Source organism: Streptomyces sp. NPDC050619 (assembly GCF_040654815.1).
Lineage (GTDB): Bacteria > Actinomycetota > Actinomycetes > Streptomycetales > Streptomycetaceae > Streptomyces.
This window is the reverse complement of the sequence record NZ_JBFAIR010000077.1, coordinates 1-21,743: the sequence shown is the minus strand read 5'-3', so window position 1 is coordinate 21,743 and position 21,743 is coordinate 1. Positions and strand designations below refer to the sequence as shown.

Annotated in this window: 4 protein-coding genes; all 4 read left to right on the top strand. The window is 76.0% G+C overall.

The window, feature by feature from the left end:
* Positions 1-3,711 (top strand): type I polyketide synthase (locus AB0I77_RS51935; protein ID WP_363290036.1); only part of this gene is annotated, 3,711 nt, incomplete at its 5' end.
* Positions 3,712-3,829: 118 nt separating this feature from the next.
* The gene (locus AB0I77_RS51930) at positions 3,830-7,027 is read left to right on the top strand and encodes a type I polyketide synthase (protein ID WP_363290035.1); all 3,198 of its coding nucleotides are present in this window, start codon (positions 3,830-3,832) and stop codon (positions 7,025-7,027) included.
* Between the two features lie 58 nt (positions 7,028-7,085).
* Positions 7,086-16,415, top strand: a complete 9,330-nt coding sequence (locus AB0I77_RS51925; RefSeq protein ID WP_363290033.1) for a type I polyketide synthase — start codon at positions 7,086-7,088, stop codon at positions 16,413-16,415.
* Positions 16,416-16,443: 28 nt separating this feature from the next.
* On the top strand, positions 16,444-21,743 hold a 5,300-nt coding region (locus AB0I77_RS51920), incomplete at its 3' end, for an SDR family NAD(P)-dependent oxidoreductase (RefSeq protein WP_363290032.1).

Genomic DNA, 21,743 nt, shown 5'->3' with positions numbered 1-21,743 from the left:
GCCGACGGCGTCCGCGCGCTCGGGGACGCGGGTGCGCGGCACTTCCTGGAGATCGGCCCGGACGCTGTCCTCACGCCGTTTGTCGAGGATGCCGTCCCGCTGCTGCGGCGGGACCGTGACGAGGAGACGGCCGCCGTGACCGCGCTGGCCCGGCTCTACACCGCCGGCGTCCCGGTGGACTGGCCCGCCTTCTTCGCCGGCACCGGCGCCCGCCGCGTCGACCTGCCCACCTACCCCTTCCAACGCGAGCGCTACTGGCCCACCGTCTCCGCGTCCGCCACCGACCTCTTTGGCGTCGGCCTCGATCCGACCGGGCACCCGCTGCTGGGCGCCGCGGTGACGGTCGCCGACACCGGCGAACTCGTCGCCACCGGCACGCTGAGCGCGTCCCAGCAGCCCTGGCTGACCGAACACCGCGTCGCCGGCACGGCGTCCCTGCCTGGCACCGGCTTCCTCGAACTCGCCGTCCGGGCAGGTGACCTCGCGGGCTGCGACCGGGTCGAGGAGCTCACTGTGGACACCCCGCTGGTGCTGCCCGCACAGGGCGCGGTCCAGGTGCAGATGCGCGTCGGCGCACCCGACGAGGAGGGCCGGCGCACGGTCCGCTGCCACGCGCGGCCCACACCGGGCGACACCCCCTGGCAGCTGCACGCGACCGGCGTCCTCTCCCGCTCCGCCACCCCGGCCACGGCGTTCGACAGCACCGTCTGGCCTCCCACCGGCGCGACCGGCATCGACCCCGCCGACACCCACGAGCGGTGGGCCCGCGCCGGCATCGACCACGGACCCGCGTTCCAGGGCCGGCGCGGCGTGTGGCGGCGCGGCGAGGAGGTGTACACCGAGGCCGTCCTGCCCGAACCGGCCCGCGGTGACGACGGGTTCGGACTCCACCCCGCACTCCTGGACGCCGTGCTGCACGCCCGCGTCCACGCCGGGCAGGAGTCGTACCAGCGGACGCTGCCCGTCGGCTGGCGGGGCGCCGTTCTGCACGCCTCCGGTGCCACCGTGCTGCGCGCCCGTATCGTGCCCACCGGCCCCGACACCGTCGCCCTCGCCGCCACGGACCTGGCCGGGCGGCCGGTTCTGACGGTCGACTCCGTGACCCTGCGCCCCGTCGCCGACCACGCGCCCGCGGGCGCCGCCCACGACCCGCTCGACTCACTGCTGCGCCTGGAATGGATCCCCGCGCCCGCCGAGCTGACCCCCGCGACCGGGGCCCGCTGGGCCGTCGTCGGCGACGACCGGCACGACCTGGGGCAGGCCATGGCCCTGGCGGGCGAGGCGGTGGTCTCGTACGGAGAGACCCTCGCCGCGGCGATCGGGCAGAGCGGCGACAACGGCCCCGTGCCGCACGGCTTCCTCGTCTGCGTCCACGGCGGCGAGGAACCCGAGGCGGTCCACGAGACGGTCCACCGAGTCCTGGCCCTGCTCCAGGACTGGCTCGCCGAACCGCGCCTGGACAAGTCCCGCCTGGTGCTCGTCACGCGCGGGGCGATGGCACTGGAGGGCGAGGACGTCACCGACCCGGCCGCGACGGCCGTCTGGGGCCTGGTCCGCTCCGCCCAGTCCGAACACCCCGGCCGGTTCGTCCTGGTCGACCTGGACGACGCCCACCAGTCCGCCGCGACCCTGCCCGCCCTGTTCCTCGCCGACGAGGAGCAGTGGGTGGTGCGCGAGCGGACCGCGCGGGTCCCCCGGCTGGCCCGCGTCCCCGAAGAGAGCGGTACCGGCGACCCCGCCCCGTGGCACCCCGAGGGCACCGTGCTGATCACCGGCGGCACCGGAGGGCTCGGCGCCGACCTCGCCCGGCACCTGGTCGCCACACACGGCGTACAGCACCTTCTGCTGGCCGGCCGCAGCGGCGAGTCCGCACCGGGCGCGGCCGACCTGCGGGCCGAACTCACCGGCGCGGGCGCCAAGGTGACGATCGCGGCCTGCGACGTCGCCGACGCCGATGCCGTCGACGCGCTGCTGGCCGAGATCCCCGCCGAACACCCGCTGACCGCCGTCGTGCACACCGCCGGCGTCCTCGACGACGGCGTCCTGACCTCCCTCACCCCCGAACGCGTCTCCACGGTGCTGCGCCCCAAGGCGGACGCCGCCTGGCACCTGCACCGCGCCACCCGAGACCTCGACCTCGCCGCCTTCGTGCTCTACTCCTCCGTCTCCGGCGTCCTGGGCAGCCAAGGCCAGTCGGGTTACGCCGCCGGCAACGCATACCTCGACGCCCTCGCCGCCCACCGGCGCCGAGGCGGCCTGCCCGCCACGTCGCTCGCCTGGGGCATGTGGGCCAGCCGCACCGGCATGACCGCCGCCCTCACCGACACCGATCTTCAGCGCATGGTGCGGTCCGGACTCCCGCCGATCGGACGGGAACTCGGCCTCGCGCTGTTCGACGCCGCCCTGCGGCGCGACGAGCCGCAGCTGGTGCCCCTGCACGTCGACCGGTCCCGAACCCCCCGTCAGGTAGCCGCCGTGCTGCGCGGCCTCATCGCCGCCCCGCGCCGCACGGCGGCGGCCACCACCCCGTCGTTCGCCACACTTCGGGACCGACTCGGCCGGCTCGACGACGCCGAACGGGAGCGGACCCTGCTCGACCTGGTCGTGGGAATCTCCACCGTGCTGCTCGGCCGCAAGGAGAGCACGACCGTCGAACCCGAGCGCGAGTTCCTCACCCTGGGCTTCGACTCGCTCATCGCGCTGGAACTGTGCAACCAACTGGGCGAGGCGCTCGGCCTGCGGGTGCCCACCGCGGCCGTCTTCGAGAACCGCACACCGCTGCGGCTCGCCCAGTGGCTGGACGGCCAACTCGCCCACCAGGGCGGACAGCCCGCCGACCCCGGCACACTCACCGCGGGCACCCGGCAGAACTCGCCGGACTCGCTGGTCACGCTGTTCTTCGACACCGTGGGCAACGGCAAGAGCCTGGAGGCCATGCGGCTGCTCATCGCCGTCGCCGCCACCCGCCCCCAGATCGAGCTCACCGCCGAGGTACCGGAGCTGCCCCGGGCGATCACCCTCGCGGACGGGCCCGCGCAGCCGCGGCTGATCTGCGTCAGCGCCCCCGGCGCGACCGGCGGACCGCACCAGTACGCGCGCCTGGCGGCACCCTTCCGCGGCCGCAGGCACGTCTCGGCGTTGCCGCTGCTCGGGTTCGCCGAGGGCGAGCCGCTGCCCGCGACCAGCGAGGCCGCGGCCCGGCTCGTCGCCGAGAGCGTGCTGCTGGCCAGCGACGGCGAGCCGTTCGTCCTCGTCGGCTACTCCACCGGCGGCACCTTCGCCCACCGCGCGGCCGGCATCCTGGAACAGACCTGGGGCGTACGGCCCGAGGGCATCGTCATGCTCGACACCCTCAGCCTGGGCTACCGGGAAGGTGAGGGCGTCGACTGGGACCGGGTCCAGGACAACTACCTCGCCGGCATCGACCGTCCGACCGTGAAGCTCGACACCGCCCGGCTGTCGGCGATGGCGTACTGGTTCATCCGCATGACCACCGGCGACGCCGAGAGCTACACCACCGACGTGCCGTCGCTTCTCATCCGGTGCGCCGACTCCCTGCCCGGCGTGGGCGACGAGCAGGCACCGGCGGTGCCCGCCGACGTTGTCCGGGTGATCCAGGCCGACCACCACACCCTCATCGCCGAGGACTCCGCCGAGACGGCACGGCTGATGGACGAGTGGCTGGTGTCCCTGAGGGCCGGCGGCAACTGACCGGCCCGACAGGTCCGGCGAACGGCCGGCCGCGACAGGTCTAGGGAAAACCGAGACCGCCCCCCTCTACCTTCCACAACAGTCTTGTTGAGTACTGAACCACCGGAGGCGGTGCGGCATGACCATCCTGTCCGGACTGGAGTTCCTCGAACTGCACGACCACCCGGTCGCCGCCGAGCCGGTCGCCATCGTCGCCATGGCCTGCCGACTGCCCGGCGGGATCACCGGCCCCGAGGAGCTGTGGGAGCTGCTCCTGGCCGCAGGCGACGCCATCGGCCCGCTGCCCGCCGACCGGGACTGGGACCCGGACGCCCTCGACGGGCCGGGCCGGGCCGCCGTGCCCCGGCGCGGTGGATTCCTCGACTCCGTCGCCGACTTCGACGCCGGCTTCTTCGGGCTCTCGCCCCGTGAGGCCGTCGCGACCGACCCCCAGCAGCGGCTGCTGCTGGAGACCGCCTGGGAGGCGGTGGAGCGGGCCGGCATCGACCCGCTGTCGCTGCACGGCACCCGCACCGGCGTCTACGCCGGCGTCAGCGGCGAGGACTACGCCCTGGTCACCGCGCGCTCCGCCGAGGACACCGCCGCGAACGCCGTCACCGGCACCGCGCCGGGCGTGGCCTCCGGCCGCCTCGCCCACGTCCTCGGACTGCGCGGCCCCGCGCTGACCCTCGACACCGCGTCCTCCTCCTCGCTGACCGCCCTGCACTGCGCGGTCCGCGCCCTGCGTGCCGGGGAGTGCACGCTCGCCCTGGCCGGCGGAGCGAACGTCCTGTCCACGCCGCGCAGTCTCGTCGGCTACGCCCGGCAGGGCGGCCTGGCCCCCGACGGCCGGTGCAAGCCGTTCTCCGCCGACGCCGACGGCACCGCCTGGGCCGAGGGCGCCGGGGTCGTCGTACTGGAACGCCTCGACGACGCCCGGCGGGGCGGCCACCCCGTCCTCGCCGTGATCCGCGGCACCGCCGTCAACGCCAACGGCTCCACCGACCGGCTGACAGCGCCGAGCGGGGCCGCCCAGCGCGAGCTGATCGCCCTGGCCCTCCAGGACGCGGGGCTCGCCCCCGGCGACATCGACGCCGTGGAGGCGCACGGCACCGGAACCCGCGTCGGCGACCCCGTGGAGGCCGAGGCGCTCCTCGCCACGTACGGGCGCGAGCGTGAACACCCGCTGTTCATCGGCTCCGTGAAGGCCAACCTCGGGCACGCCCAGGCCGCGGCCGGCATCGCCGGCGTCATCAAGATCGTCCTCGCGCTGCGGCACGGCGTCCTGCCCGCCACCCCGCACCTGTCCGAGCCCACGCCTGCCGTCGACTGGTCGGTCGGCTCGGCGCTGCCGCTGCGCGAGACCACCGACTGGCCCGCCACCGGCAGGCCGCGCCGCGCGGCGGTCTCCTCCTTCGGCATCGGGGGCAGCAACGCCCACATCGTGCTCGAACAGGCCCCGCCCGCTTCCGCCCCGGCCGACGAACTCGGCAGCGTCCCGCACGTCGTGCCCTGGGTGGTCTCCGCGCGGTCCGCCAACGCCCTGGACGCGGCGGTCGCCCGGCTGCGGCGCCTGGAACCCGCCGACGACCGGGCCCGCGCCGACATCGCCCTGTCACTGGCCACCGGCCGGGCCACCGCGCTGCCGCACCGCACGGTCCTGCTGGCCTCCGCCGACGGCACGCCCACCGTGGCGCGCTGCCTCGCCGAACCCGGTCTGTCGGCTGTCCTGTTCGCCGGGCGGGGCGCACCGCACGACAGCGCTCGGACCGGTGAACTCGCCCAGCGGTTCCCGGTGTTCGCGCGAGCTCTCGACGCCGTGCGCGACGCCTTCGACCCACTGCTGCCCGAGCCGCTGCCCGACCTCGCGGGCGCCCCCGCTCAGGCGGGCAGCCGCACCGCCGACCCCCTGCTGTTCGCCCACGAGATCGCCCTGTACCGGCTCCTGGAGTCCCTCGGCCGGACCCCCGATTACGTCGCCGGGCACGGACTCGGCGAGGTGGCCGCCGCCCACGTCTGCGGCGCGCTGTCCCTCAGCGACGCCTGCCGTGTCGTCGCCGCCCGGGTCCGGCTGGCCGAGCGGCTCGCGCCCGCCGCCACCGTCGCCGTACGCGCCACGGAGGCCGAGGTGGCACCGCTGCTCACCGCGAACGTCGCCGTCGCCGCCGTGGACGGACCCGACCGGATCGTGCTGTCCGGCGCGGCTCGCGAAGTCGTCGGCATCGCCGACGCGTTCGCGGCCGAGGGACGCACCACCGCCCCGCTGCCCGCCCCGCACGGACTGCACTCCCCCCTCGTGGCCGACGCCCTCGACGAGTACCGCGGCGCACTGGCCGGCCTCGAACCGCGCACCCCGCGCATCCCGCTCGTGTCCACTCTCACCGGCACCCGCGCCACCGGCACCGACCTCGCCTCGCCCGCCCACTGGATCGGTCACGTCAGCGGGACCGTACGGTTCGCCGACGCCGTAACCGCCCTGCGCGACGCGGGCGTCCACACCTTCCTCGACGTGGGCACGGGCGCCACCCTGACCCAGAGCACCGTCGAACTGCTGGCGTGGACCGGCGTGGTGACCGTCGCCGTCCAGCGCTTCGGCACCGACCCCGAGACGGCTCTGCTCACCGCGCTCGCCCGGCTCCACGTCACCGGCAGCGACGTGCACTGGCCGGCCCTGTTCACCGGGACCGGCGCCCGCCGCACCGAACTGCCCACCTACCCCTTCCAGCGCGAACGCCACTGGCCCACCCCGGCGGACACGGCGCCGCCCGCGCTCGCCCCGTCCCCGGCCGACGACCGGCCCGCCGCCGAACCGGCCGCACTGCGGGCGCTCACCGGCCCGCGCCGCGTCCGCGCGCTGCTCACCCTGGTGCGCGCCGAGGCCGCCGCCGCCCTCGGGTACGCCGACCCCGGCCGGGTCGAACCCCGCCTCGCCCTGCGTTCCCTGGGCCTCGACTCCTACGCGGAGACCGAGCTGCGGATCCGCCTGGGCCGCGCCACCGGCCTCGACCTGCCCGCCACCCTGTTCTACGAGCAGCCCACCCCCGCCGCGCTCGCCGCCTGTCTCGCCGAGCACCTGGACGAGGCACCGCGCCCGCTGCCCGACTGGCCCACCGGCTTCGAACAGGCCCTGCGCGAACTGCCCGACGACCACCCCACCCGGCGCCGTGCCCTGCACCGCCTCGAAGCCCTGCTGACGGACCTCGGCCACCGCGCCCCGTGCCCCGCACCGGTACGCCGGGTGAACGGCACCCACGGCACGACGGATGCCGCCGACATCGCCGCCGCCCCCGTCGACCGGCTCCTCGACCTCATCGACAAGGAGTTCCCGGTCCGCTGACCGGCGCTCACCCCTCCCGCAGGCCACGAACGCCCGCCGACGCGATGGGACATCCCCCGTGCAGAAAGAGCAGCAGGACACGATCGTCGACTACCTCCGACGGGTTACGGCGGAGCTGCGCCGTGCCCACCGGCGTATCGAGGAGCTCGAGACGGACCGTGCCCCCGCAGACCCCGCCGACGACCCCGTCGCCATCGTCGGCATGGGCTGCCGCCTGCCCGGGGACATCGCCTCGCCCGACGACCTGTGGCGGCTGGTCGACTCCGGCCAGGACGCCGTCACCGCCTTCCCGGCGGACCGCGGCTGGGACCTGACCGCACTGCTCGCCGAGAGCACCGCGCGTGGCGGCGGGTTCCTCACCGGGGCCGACGCCTTCGACGCGGAGTTCTTCGGCATCTCGCCCCGTGAGGCGGCCACGATGGACCCGCAGCAGCGGTTGTTCCTCGAAGTCGCCTGGGAGGCACTGGAACACGCCGGCATCGACTCGCTGTCCCTGCGCGGCAGCCGCACGGGCGTGTACGCGGGCACCTACCAGTGGGACTCCGGGCGCCCCGCGCCCGGCGACGGCCACGTCATGATCGGCACCGCCTCCAGCGTGCTCTCCGGCCGCCTCGCCTACGTCCTCGGCCTCGAAGGCCCGGCCCTCACCGTCGACACCGCCTGCTCCTCCTCGCTGGTCGCGCTGCACATCGCCGTCCAGGCCCTGCGGACAAAAGAGACCGAACTGGCCGTCGTCGGCGGTGTCACGGTGATGTCCGACCCGTCGGTCTTCACCGAGTTCAGCCGGCAGGGCGGGCTCGCCCCCGACGGCCGCTGCAAGGCGTTCTCCGCCGCCGCCGACGGCACCGGCTGGTCCGAGGGCGTCGCCGTGCTCGTCGTCGAGCGGCTGTCCGACGCCCGCCGCCACGGCCACCCCGTCCTGGCGCTCGTACGGGGCACCGCCGCAAACTCCGACGGCGCCTCCAACGGCCTCACCGCCCCCAGCGGCCGCGCCCAGCAGCAGGTCATCCGGCAGGCCCTCGCCGCCGCCGGGCTCACCCCCGCCGACATCGACGCCGTCGAGGCGCACGGCACCGGCACCCGGCTCGGCGACCCCGTCGAGGCCGAGGCGCTCCTCGCCACGTACGGCCAGGACCGCGAACGGCCGCTGCTGCTCGGCTCGTTGAAGTCCAACCTCGGGCACACCCAGGCCGCGGCGGGCGTCGCAGGCGTCATCAAGACGGTCCTGGCGATGCGGCACGGCAGGCTGCCTCGCACCCTGCACGCGGACGAGCCGACCGCCGCCGTCGAGTGGACGGCCGGCCGCGTCGAACTGCTGCGGGATGCCGCCGACTGGCCGCGGACCGGCCGACCCCGGCGGGCCGCCGTGTCCGCGTTCGGCATCAGCGGCACCAACGCCCACGTCGTCCTGGAGGCGGCCCCCGAGCCGCTGCCGGCACCCGAGGCGGCCCCGACGCCGGCCCACGCGGTGCCCTGGCCGGTGTCCGCCCGCGGCGCCGAGGCCCTCGCGGACCAGGTGGCCCGTGTCCGCGCGCGAGCCGCCGGCCACGACCCACTGGACATCGGCCACTCGCTGGCCGCCGGGCGCTCCTCCTTCGAGCACCGGTCCGTGCTGCTCGGCTCGGCCGAGGGCGCGCCGCCGCTCGCCGCGGCGGTCGCGGGCGACGAGCCGTCCGTGGCCGTGCTGTTCTCCGGGCAGGGCAGCCAGCGCCTCGGCATGGGACGCGAACTCGCCGCCCGCTTCCCGGTGTTCGCCGCCGCTCTCGACGAGGTTCTCGCCGAGCTCGACCCGTGTGTGCGGACGGTGATGTGGGGCGAGGACGAACAGGCCCTGCACCGCACGGAGTTCGCCCAGCCCGCACTGTTCGCCGTCGAGGTGGCCCTGTACCGGCTCGTGGTCGCGTGGGGTGTGCGGCCCGAGTACGTCATGGGTCATTCCGTCGGCGAGATCGTCGCCGCCCACGTCGCCGGCGTGCTGTCCCTGACCGACGCCTGCCGCCTGGTGTCCGCGCGGGCCCGCCTGATGCAGGAACTCCCGGCCGGCGGTGCCATGGTCGCCGTGGGCGCCGGCGAGGAGGAGGTCCGCCGCTTGCTCACCGACGGTGTCGTCCTCGGCGCGGTCAACGGCCCGCGCTCCGTGGTGCTGTCCGGCCCCGGCGAAGCGGTGGACGCCGTCGCGGCCCGCCTGAGCGAGGCCGGGCACCGCACCACCCGCCTGCGGGTCTCGCACGCCTTCCACTCCCCGCTGATGGAGCCCGCCCTCGACGCGTTCCGCACGGCCGTCGCGGAGCTGTCCTTCGCCGAACCCACCCTGCCGGTCGTCTCCAACGTGACCGGACGGCTCGCGGCACCCGGCGAACTGACCACCCCCGGCTACTGGGTACGGCATCTGCGCGAGACCGTACGCTTCGGCGACGGCGTGCGGACCCTGGCGGAGCACGGCGTCGGCGCCTGGCTGGAGGTGGGCCCCGGCGGTGTCCTCGCGGCCCTCGCCCAGGAGACCCTGCCGCCGGGCGCCGTCGTCACGCCCCTGCTGCACAGCGGCCCGGACGAGGAGCACTCCGCCGTCACGGCCCTGGCCCGGCTGTACGTCCACGCGGTCCCCGTCGACTGGACGGCCCTGTTCTCCGGGACCGGCGCCGAGCGGGTCGACCTGCCCACCTACCCGTTCCGCCGCAGCCGCTTCCCGTTCCGCCACGCCGCCCCGGACACGGCCGGCACGGACCTGTGGGCGGCACTCGGCCGCACCGAACCGGCCGCGCTCGCCGACCGCCTCGGCGTCGCGGAGGAGGCTGTCCGATCCGTCGTACCCGCCCTGCTGTCCTGGCGGTCCCGGCACCGCGTCCGGGCCGCCCTGGACGCCCTGCGCCACCGCGAGCGCTGGCAGCCGTACGCCTTCCCGCCGGCCGGCGAGGTGACGGGCCGCCGGCTGCTTCTGCTGCCGGAGCACGACGACCCCTGGGCCCGCGCGCTGACGGACGCCCTGGGCCCGGCCGCCGTGCCGGTCCGGTGCCCGGCCGGCGCCGACCGTGCCACGCTCGCCGCTGTGCTGCGGGACGCGGCGGGCGACACCGATCCGGCAGGCGTCCTGTGCCTCACCGCGCCCCGGAACCCGGACGGACCGGACGTTCCCGCCGCGGTCCTGGGCGCGCTGACGGCCGTTCAGGCGACCGGTGACGCCGGGCTGCGGGCGCCCGTGTGGTTGGTGACACGTGACGCCGTGGCCGCCGCCGAGGGCGACCGCGCCCACGGTCTCACCCAGGCCGCGGTCTGGGGGCTGGGCCGGGTCGCGGCCCGCGAAACACCCGACCGCTGGGGCGGCCTGCTCGACCTGCCCGCCGACGACCCCACCGAGCACACCGTCGCCACCGCCCTGGCCGCCCTCACGGCCCCCGGCGGCGAGGACGAGGTGGCCGTACGCGCCACCGGAGCCCTCGTACGGCGACTCGTGCCGGCGCCTCGACGCGAGCCCGAGGCGCCCGGGGAAGTGCCTGGCGCAACGCCCGCCGGATGGCGTCCCGCCGGCACCACCCTCGTCACGGGCGGCACCGGCGGTCTCGGCGCCCGGGTCGCCCGCCAGCTGGCCCGGGAGGGCGCCGAGCGCCTGCTGCTGGTCTCCCGGCGCGGACCCGACGCGCCGGGCGCGGCCGAGCTGAGACACGAACTGGCCGAGGCCGGCTGCGAGGTGGACATCGCCGCCTGCGACGTCGCCGACCGGGCCGCGCTCGCCGCCCTGCTCGCCGAGGTTCCCGCCGACCGGCCGCTGACCGCTGTCGTGCACACCGCCGGCGTCCTCGACGACGGCGTACTGGACCGCCTCACCCCCGACCGGTTCGCGGATGTGTACCGCGCCAAGACCACCGGCGCACTGCACCTCGACGAACTGACCCGGGGCCACGACCTGTCGGCGTTCGTCCTGTTCTCCTCGGTGTCAGGTGCCCTCGGCAACCCGGGCCAGGCCAACTACGCGGCGGCCAACACCGTGCTGGACGCGCTCGCCGCCCGCCGCCGGGCCGAGGGGCTGCCGGCCGTGTCGATCGCCTGGGCGGCCTGGCGCGGCGCCGGTATGGCCGCCGGACTCGACGACGCGCAGGGCCGGCGCTCCGGCCTCGGCGGCCTCGACCCCGAACTGGCCCTCACCGCTCTGCTGGAGGCCACCGCCGAGCCCCACCCGGCCCTCATCGTCGCCGACCTCGGACCACTGGCCGCCGCACTCCGGGCCGGCCCGCGCCACAGCCCCGTCCTCGACGACCACCCCGCCGTACCGGCGCCGGACGCCCTTCGCACCACGCCCGACGCGCCCTCGACGCCCCTGGCCGACCGGTTGCGTACGGCCCCTCCCGCCGAGCACGCCACGCTCGTCCTGGACGTGGTGCGCGCCGCGGCCGCCGCCGCACTCGGGCACCGTCGCGCCGCCGACGTTCCGCCCGACCGGGCCTTCAGGTCCTCGGGATTCGACTCCCTCACCGCCGTGGAGCTGCGCAACCGGCTCGTCGCCGCTACCGCCCTGCCGCTCGCCGCGGGCGTCGTCTTCGACCATCCCACCCCGCGCCGCCTCGCGGAGCACCTGCTGGAAGTCGTCACCGGCACCGGGCAGGACACCGCACCGGTCGAACGGCCGGACCCCCGCGACGACGCCGACGACCCGGTCGTGATCGTCGGCATGGCCTGCCGGCTGCCCGGCGGCGCCGACTCCCCGCAGCACCTGTGGGACCTGCTCGCCGAGGAACGGGACGCCATCGGGCCCTTCCCCGGCGACCGCGGCTGGGACCTGACGGAGTTCGCCGACGGCGGTGGACGCCTCGAAGGCGGATTCCTCTACGACGCCCACGACTTCGACGCGGCCTTCTTCGGGATCTCCCCGCGCGAGGCGGTCACCATGGACCCGCAGCAGCGGCTGCTCCTGGAGACCGCCTGGGAGGCCGTGGAACGGGCCGGTATCGACCCGCACACCCTGCGCGGCAGCCGTACCGGCGTGTTCGTCGGCAGCAACGGGCAGGACTACGCCCATGTCGTCAGCGGCTCCGCCGAACGCACCGAGAGCCACGCCGCCACCGGCCTCGCCGCCAGCGCCCTGTCCGGCCGCGTCTCCTACGCCCTCGGCCTGAACGGCCCGGCGGTCACCGTCGACACCGCCTGCTCCTCCTCGCTGGTCGCGCTGCACCAGGCGGTGCGCGCGGTCCGCGCCGGGGAGTGCGCGCTCGCCCTCGCGGGCGGCGGCACCGTGATGACCGACTCGGCGAGCTTCGCCCGCATCCAGCGGCTCGGCGCCATCGCCCACGACGGCCGCTCCAAGGCGTTCTCCGAAGACGCCGACGGCACCGGCTACTCCGAGGGCGTCGCCCTGCTCGTCGTCGAACGTCTCAGCGAGGCCCGTCGCCTGGGCCATCGGGTACGGGCCGTGATCCGCGGGTCGGCCGTGAACCAGGACGGCGCCTCCAACGGGCTCACCGCGCCCAACGGGCCCGCCCAGCGACGCGTCATCCGCGAGGCCTTGGCCGACGCCGGGCTCACCCCGGCCGACGTGGACGCCGTCGAGGCGCACGGCACCGGCACCCGGCTCGGCGACCCGATCGAGGCCGAGGCGCTCCTCGCGACCTACGGTCAGGATCGCGAACGGCCCCTGCTGCTGGGGTCGGTCAAGTCCAACATCGGCCACACCCAGGCGGCCGCCGGAGCGGTCGGCGTCATCAAGACGGTCCTGGCCCTCGAACACGGCACCCTCCCGCGCACCCTGCACGCCGGCACGCCCTCCACCCGCGTCGACTGGACCACGGGCGCCGTACGGCTGCTGCGGTCCGCGCAGGACTGGCCCGACACCGGGCGAGCCCGGCGGGCCGCCGTGTCCGCGTTCGGCATCAGCGGCACCAACGCCCACGTCGTACTGGAGCAGGCGCCCCCGCAGCCCGCCGCCGACCCCGAACCCCAGCAGGAGGCACCCCTCGTCACCCCCGAGCTGCCGCTGCCGCTGTCCGCCCGTAGCGCCCCGGCGCTGAACGAACAGGCCGCCCGCATCGGCGCCTTCCTGCGCTCCCGGCCGGACACGGACCCCTCGGCGGCCGGCTGGTCGCTCGCCACCACGCGGGCCGCGCACCCGTACCGCGCGGTCGTCCTCGGCGACGACCGCGACCGGCTCCTCGACTCGCTGGACGCCCTGGCCACCGGCACCGCGGACCCCGCCGTCGTACGGGGCACGACCGCCGACACCGCCGCCGGACCGGTGTTCGTCTTCCCCGGCCAGGGCTCCCAGTGGTGGGGCATGGGCCGCGAACTGTACGACACCTCAAGGGTGTTCCGCGCCACCGTCGACGACTGCGCCGACGCCCTCGCCCCCTACGTCGACTGGTCGCCCGTGGACCTGCTGCGCGGCGCGGGCGACGACCCGGACGTGCTGCACAAGGCCGACGTCGTGCAGCCCGCGCTGTTCTCCACGATGGTCGCGCTCGCCGCGCTGTGGCGCTCACTCGGCGTCGAACCCGGCGCCGTCGTCGGCCACTCCCAGGGCGAGATAGCCGCCGCCCACGTCGCGGGCGCCTTCACCCTGGAGGAGGCCGCGAGGCTCGTCGCACTGCGCGGCCGGACGATGCTCGAACTCGGCGGACGGGGCGGACTGATGACCGTGTTCGCGCCGGTCGACCGTGTCGAACCCCTGCTCCAGGCGTGGCCCGGCCGGCTCGGCGTGGCCCTGCTCAACGGCCCCTCCACGGTCGTCGTCTCCGGCGACAACGGTGCCCTCGACGAGCTGCGCGAGCTGTGCGCCCGCCACGACCTGCGCACCAAGGACATCAAGTCCGACATCGCCGGACACGGACCCCAGACCGAGGCCGTCAAGGATCAACTCCTGGACGCCCTGGGCACGTTGACCCCGCGCCCGGCCGGCGTCCCGTTCTACTCCACGGTCACCGGCGGCCGCCTCGACACCACCGAACTGGACGCCGCCTACTGGTACCGCAACCTGCGGCAGACCGTCCGTATGGAGGCGGCCACCCGCGCCCTGCTGGAGGCCGGGCACCGGGTGTTCGTCGAGAGCAGCCCGCAACCGATGCTGGCCGGCGCGATCGGTGAGACCTGCGAGGCAGCGGGCACCGAGGGCGCCGTCGTCCTCGGTTCCGTGCGCCGGGACGCCGGCGACGCCCGCACCTTCCTGCTGTCCGCGGCGGCCGGCTGGGCTGCGGGCCTGCCCGTCGACCTGCGGCCCTGCTTCCCTGCCACCGCCCGCACCGCGCCCCCGGTAGAGCTGCCCACCTATCCCTTCCAGCGCCGCCGGTACTGGCCCACCCCCGGCACCGACCCCGTGGCCGCCGACGTCGGGGAGGACAGCGCTTTCTGGGAACTGGTGGACGACGCCGACACCGCCCGGCTCGCCGCCGAGACCGGAGCCGGCGAGCCCGAACTGGCCGCGGTCGTGCCCGCCCTGGCCGACTGGCGGCAGCGGTCCCGGCGGCGGGCGCTCGCCGCGTCCTGGAGCTACCGCGACGCCTGGCATCCGCTGCCCACGACCGCCGCGGCACAGCCCGTCGACCGTCTCGTCGTCGTCCCGGCCACGCACGCCGACGATCCCTGGGTGGCCGCCGTCGTCACCGCCCTCGGCCCCGACACCGCCCGCCTCGACATCGACCCCGCCACCGCCGACCGCACCACCCTCGCCGCAGTGCTGCCCGAACGACTCTCCGTGGTGGTGTCCCTGTTGGGGCTCGCCGAGGAACCGGCCGACGCCCGCCACCCTGCGGTGCCCGCCGGGCTCGCCGCGACCGTCGCCCTGCTCCAGGCCCTCGCCGACCGGCCCACCGGGGCCCGGCTGTGGTGCCTGAGCCGGCAGGCCGTCGCAGCCGTCCCCGGCGACCCCGTGCACCACCCGGTCCAGGGCACCCTGTGGGGGCTCGGCAGGGTCGCCGCCCTTGAACAGCCCGCGCTGTGGGGAGGTTCGGCCGACCTGCCGGACACCATCGACACACGCACCGGCGGACTGCTCGCCGCGCTGCTCACCGCCGACGCCACCGAGGACCAGCTTGCCCTGCGCCCCTCCGGAGCCTACGCCCGGCGCCTCGTCCCCGCCGGGGAACCGACCTCGTCGCAGCCCTGGCGCACCAGCGGCACCGCCCTCGTCACCGGCGGCACCGGAGCCCTCGGCAGCCGCCTCGCCCACTGGGCCGTCTCCCGGGGCGCCGCCCACGTCCTGCTCCTCAGCCGCCGCGGCCCCGACGCCCCCGGCGCCGACACCCTGACCGAACAGCTCACCGAACTGGGCGCCCGCGTCACCGTCGCCGCCTGCGACATCGCCGACCGCGATGCTCTCGCCGCCCACCTCGACGCGCTGCCCGCCGACCAGCCGCTGACCACCGTCATCCACGCCGCCGGTGTCTCGGACGGCGACAGCGAGACCACCGCCCTCACCCCGGACGCACTGGAGACGCTGCTGAGCGCCAAGCTGCTCGGCGCCCGCCACCTCCACGAACTCACCGCGGAGCGCGACCTCGACGCGTTCGTGCTGTTCTCCTCCGGCGCCGCCTCCTGGGGCAGCGGCGGCCAGCCCGCCTACGCCGCCGCCAACGCCTACCACGACGCGCTCGCCCCGCACCGCCGCGCCGCCGGACTGCCCGCCACCTCCGTCGCCTGGGGCGCCTGGGGCGAGACCGGCATGGCGACCGAGCCAGGCCTCGCCGCCGAGCTCGCGCGCCGCGGCGTCCAGCCCATGGACCCCGACACCGCGCTCGCGGCCCTGCAACGCGTCCTCGACGAGGACCTGACCGGCATGACCGTCACGGCCACCGACTGGGCGGCCTTCCTGCCCGCCTTCACCGCCGCCCGGCCCAGCCCGCTGCTGTCCGAGCTGGCGCGGACCACGGACCTCGGGTCCGCCGAAGACCCCGGGCCCGACGGCGGCCCCACCGTGCGCGACCGGCTCGCCGACCTGCCCGACGTCGAACGCACCCGCCTGCTGCTCGACCTCGTCCGCACCGAGGCCGCCGCCACCCTCGGCCACTTCGGCGCCGACGCCGTCCCCGCCGAACGCGCCCTGCGGGACCTCGGGTTCGACTCCGTCAGTGCCGTGGACCTGCGCAACCGGCTCAAAGCCGCCACCGGCCTCGCCCTGCCCGCCTCCGTGGTCTTCGACCACCCCAACGCCGCGGCCCTCGCCGCCCACCTGCGGACCGAACTCTTCCCCGACGCCCCGGCCGCCACCGACGGCGATCCGGACGCCGAGGTCCGCGCCGCCCTCGCCGCCATCCCGCCCGCCCGGCTGCGCAAGGCCGGTCTGCTGGAGCTGATCCTGCAACTCGCCGACGGCGACCCCGAGACCACCGGTGCTCCCTCCGACGAGAGCGACCTGGACGCCCTCGACGGCGAGAGCCTGTTGCGGCTCGCGGCCGAGACCACCTCGGACTGACGCCCCGCCTGACTTGAGAGAGCCCGCCTTGAACACACCGAACCCCTACGTCGAGGCGCTGCGGACCTCCCTGAGGGAGAACGAGCGGCTGCGGCGGCACAACCAGCAGCTGATCTCGGAGGCCGTGGAACCGATCGCCGTCGTCGGCATGGGCTGCCGCTACCCCGGCGGCGTCGCCTCCCCGGAGGACCTGTGGCAGCTGGTCGTCGACGGGCGGGACGCCATCGGCCCGTTCCCCGCCGACCGCGGCTGGGACCTGGCCCGCCTCACCGGCGACGGGTCCGGCCGCAGCCGCGCCCACGAGGGCGGCTTCCTCGACGCGATGACCGAGTTCGACCCGGCGTTCTTCGGCATCGCCCCGCGCGAGGCCCTCGCCATGGACCCGCAGCAGCGGCTGCTGCTGGAGACCGCCTGGGAGGCCCTCGAGCGCGCCGGGGTCGCCCCCACCGCGCTGCGCGGCAGCCGCACCGGCGTCTTCGCGGGCACCACCATCCAGGACTACGGCAAGGTCGTCGCCGAAGCCCGCGAGAACATGGACGTCTACGCCACCACCGGCCATGCCGCCGGCGTGATCTCCGGGCGCATCTCCTACGTCCTCGGCCTGGAGGGGCCCGCCGTCACCGTCGACACCGGCTGCTCCTCCTCCCTCGTCGCCCTGCACTGGGCCGTGCAGTCGCTGCGCAGCGGCGAGTCCACGCTCGCCCTCGCCTGCGGCGCCACCGTCATGTGCACCCCGGGCACCTTCGTGTCGTTCACCGCGCAGGGCGGCCTCGCCGCCGACGGCCGCTGCAAGTCCTTCTCGGCCGCCGCCGACGGCGTCGGATGGAGCGAGGGCGCCGGCGTCCTGGTACTGGAACGCCTCAGCGAGGCCCAGCGCAACGGCCACCCCGTCCTCGCCGTGGTCCGCGGCACCGCCCTCAACCAGGACGGCGCCTCCAACGGCATCAGTGCCCCCAACGGGCCCGCGCAGCAACGCGTGATCCGCGACGCCCTCGACAACGCCGGCCTCACTCCCGCCCAGATCGACGCCGTGGAGGCACACGGCACCGGCACGACGCTGGGCGACCCCATCGAGGCGCAGGCCCTCCTCGCCGCATACGGCCAAAACCGCGAACGGCCCCTGCTGCTGGGCTCGGTGAAGTCCAACATCGGCCACACCCAGGGCGCCGCCGGAGTCGCCGGCGTCATCAAGACCGTCATGGCACTGCGGGCCGGTCTGCTCCCGCGCAGCCTGCATGCCGAGCGGCCGACACCCGACGTCGACTGGACCGCGGGTTCCGTCACGCTCCTCACGGCCAACACAGCCTGGCCGCCGACCGACGCCCCGCGCCGCGCCGGCGTCTCCTCCTTCGGCATCAGCGGCACCAACGCCCATGTCATCCTCGAACAGGCCCCGCCCGCCGAGGAACCCGAGGCCACCTTCACCCCGGCCCTGACACCCTGGCCGGTGTCCGCCCGCACCGCCACCGCCCTCGACGCCCAGCTCCACCGCGTCACGGCCGCCGCCTGTGGCCTGTCCGCGCTGGACGTCGGCCACTCCCTCGCCACGGGACGCGGCCACCTGGACCATCGCGCCGTGCTGCTGCCGCACGAGGACGGTCCCCGCGAGGTGGCCCGCGGCACGGCCGCCGAGGGCGGCCTCGCCGTCCTGTTCACCGGTCAGGGCAGCCAACGCCTCGGCATGGGACGCGAGGTGTACGACCGCTTCCCCGTGTTCGCCGAGGCGCTCGACGAGTTGCTCGGCCACCTCGACCCCGCGCTGCGCGACGTGATGTGGGGCGGCGACGAGGCCGCGCTGAACCGCACCGAACACGCCCAGCCCGCCCTCTTCGCCGTCGAGACCGCCCTGTACCGGCTCGCGGTGTCGCTCGGGGTGGGCCCCGGCTTCGTCGCCGGGCACTCCATCGGCGAGATCACCGCCGCCCATGTCGCGGGTGTGCTCTCCGCCGAGGACGCCTGCGCGCTCGTCCGGGCCCGCGGACGCCTCATGCAGGCGCTGCCCGAGGGCGGCGCCATGGTCGCCGTGGCGGCGTCCGAGGACGCGGTGCGCCCCCTGCTCGGCGACGACGTGGCCCTCGCCGCTGTCAACGGCCCGGCCTCCGTCGTCCTGTCCGGCGCCGAGGACGCCGTAAGCGCGGCCGCCGAACGGCTCCGCGACGCCGGACACCGCACCCACCGGCTCGCCGTCTCGCACGCCTTCCACTCACCGCTGATGACACCCGTCCTCGACGACTTCCGCGCCGTCGTCGCGGGGCTCACCTTCCACGAACCGCGGCTGCCCGTCGTCTCGACCGTCTCCGGCCGCACCGCCACCGCCCGCGAGCTGCGCGACCCCGAGCACTGGACACGGCACGCCGTCGCCACCGTGCGGTTCGCCGACGCCATACGCAGCCTCGCCGCCCAGGGCGTGCGCGCCCACCTGGAACTCGGCCCCGACGGCGTGCTCAGCCCCCTCGTCGACGACATCCTCGCCGACCCCGAGACCGTCGCCGTACCGGCCCTGCGCGCCGGCCGCCCCGAGGAACTGTCCCTGATCACCGCACTGGCCAGGCTGCACACCGCCAGCGCCGCCGGAACCGTCGACTGGGCCGCCCTCTACCGGGACACCGGCGCCCGCCGCGTCGACCTGCCCACCACCGCCTTCGAACGGCAGCCCTACTGGCCCACCGGAACCGGCCGCGCCCGCGACGCCGCCGGCCTCGGCCTCGGCACGTCCGGCCACCCCCTGCTCGCCGCCACCGTCGACCTGGCCGACGGCGAGGGCGTCGTCCTCACCGGAAGGCTGACCCCGGCCAAGCAGCCGTGGCTCGCCGACCATGTCGTCCACGGCCGCATCCTGCTGCCCGGCACCGCCTTCGTGGAACTCGCCCTGCGGGCCGGCGACGACGTCGGCTGCGACCGCGTCCACGACCTCACCCTCACCGCCCCGCTCGAGATCGCCGAACGCGAGGCCGTACACCTCCAGGTACGCGTCGGCTCGCCCGCCCCCGACGGACGCCGTCCCGTCAGCGTCCACTCCCGCCCCGACACCGCCGACCCCCAGGCCCCCTGGACCGTCCACGCGACCGGCCGACTCGACACCGCCACGGACAGCCCCGCCGCCCCGTCGCTCGACACCACGTGGCCACCGCCCGGTGCCGAGCCGATCGACCTGACCGACTGCTACGACGATGTGGCCCGGCTCGGCTTCGCCTTCGGGCCCGTCTTCCGCGGCCTGCGTGCCGCCTGGCGACGCGGCACCGACCTGTTCACCGAGGCCGCGCTGCCGAGCCCGGCCCACACCGACGCCACCGCGTTCCTGCTCCACCCGGCCCTGGCCGACGCCGCCCAGCACGCCGCCACCTACGGCGACCTCGGCACCCTCAGCGAGGGTGGCCTGCCCTTCTCCTGGGAGGGCGTCCGCCTGCACGCCACCGGCGCCACCACCTTGCGTACGCGCATCTCCCGCGTGGCCGACGACACGGTCACCCTGACGGCCACCGACCCCGCGGGAAACCCGGTCCTGACGGTGGACGCGCTGGTCACCCGCGCCGCGGCCACGACGCCCCGCACCGCACCCGATGCCCTGTTCACCGTCGACTGGCAACCCCTCGGCGAGAGCACCGCGAAGGACCTCCCCGTCGCCGTCATCGGCCCCGACACCGACGACTTGGCCGACGCCCTGCGTGCCACGGCCGCGATGGTCACCGTCGCCCCCGACCTCGCCGCACTCGACCCCGTCCCCCCCGTCGTCCTCACCCGCGTCGCCTCCGGGCCCGACGACGGCCCGGCCCCCACCGCCGTGCGCGCCACCACCGGACACGCCCTGAGCCTGGTCCAGTCATGGCTGACCGAGCCCCGCTTCGCCGACTCCCGCCTCGTCGTGGCCACCCCCGCCACCGGCGACCTCCCGGCCGCCGCAGCCCGCGGCCTGCTGCGCACCGCACAGACCGAGCATCCCGGGCGCATCACCGTCCTCCACCTCGACGGCCCTGTCGACGGCGAACTGCTGCGCCGCACCCTGACCACGCCCGAACCCGAAGTCCGCGCCGACGCCGAGGGCCTGCGCGTCGCCCGGCTGGTCCGAGCCCCGCGCGCCGCCGAGCAGCCGCCCGCCTGGGATGTCTTGGGCACCGTCCTCGTCACCGGCGGCACCGGCGGCCTCGGCGCCGTCGTCGCCCGCCACCTCGTGACCCGGCACGACGCCCGGGACCTCCTGCTCGTCTCCCGCCGGGGCCCCGACGCCCCCGGCGCGGACCGGCTCACCGCCGACCTGACCGAACGCGGCGCCCGCGTCCGCGTCGTCGCCTGTGACACCGGCGACCGCGACGCTCTCGCCCGGCTGCTGGACGGCGAGCACCTGACGGCCGTTGTCCACGTCGCCGGCACCGTCGACGACGGCGTCGTCGGCGCCCTCACCCCCGAGCGCCTCGACACCGTGCTGCGCCCCAAGGCCGACACGGCCTGGCACCTCCACGAACTCGCCCCGGAGGCAGGCACGTTCGTCCTGTTCTCCTCCGCCGCCGGCACCCTCGGCGGCGCCGGCCAGGCCAACTACGCCGCCGCCAACGCCTTCCTGGACGCCCTCGCCGAGCACCGCCGCACCCTCGGCCTGCCCGCGCTGTCCCTCGCCTGGGGGCCCTGGGACGTCGCGGGCAGCGCCATGACCGGCGACCTCACCGACGTCGACCGGGCACGCCTCGCCCGCTCCGGCTTCCCCTTCCTCACCCCCGAGGACGGCCTGGCCCTCCTCGACACCGCCCCGGCCACCGGACACGCCACCGTCGTGCCCCTCCGCATCGACCTCGCCGCGCTGCGCGCCCGGGACGACGTCCCCGCACTCCTCAGCGGGCTGGCGCGCTCTACGGCACGCCGGACGGCACTGACCGCCGCCGCCCCCGCCGCGTCCCTCACGGACGGCCTCGTGGACCGGCTCGCGCCGCTGGACCCCGCCGACCGCAGGGCCGCGCTCCTCGACGTGGTCCGGGAGCAGGTGGCCGCCGTCCTCGGCCACCAGGACGCCCAACGCGTCGAGCCCAGCCGGGCCTTCCGGGACCTGGGCTTCGACTCGCTGACCGCCGTCGAACTGCGCAACGCCCTCGGCACGGCGACAGGCCTGCGGCAGCCCGCCACCCTCATCTTCGACCACCCCACACCCAGGGCGGTGGCCGAGCACCTGTTGTCGGACCTGTTCCCGGACACCGCCACGGGCACGACGACACAGGCAGCGCCACCCACGACCCTCACCGACGATCCGGTGGTGGTCGTGGGTATGGCGTGCCGGTTCCCGGGTGGTGTGGCGTCGCCGGAGGATCTGTGGCGGCTGGTGAGTGAGGGTGGGGACGCGGT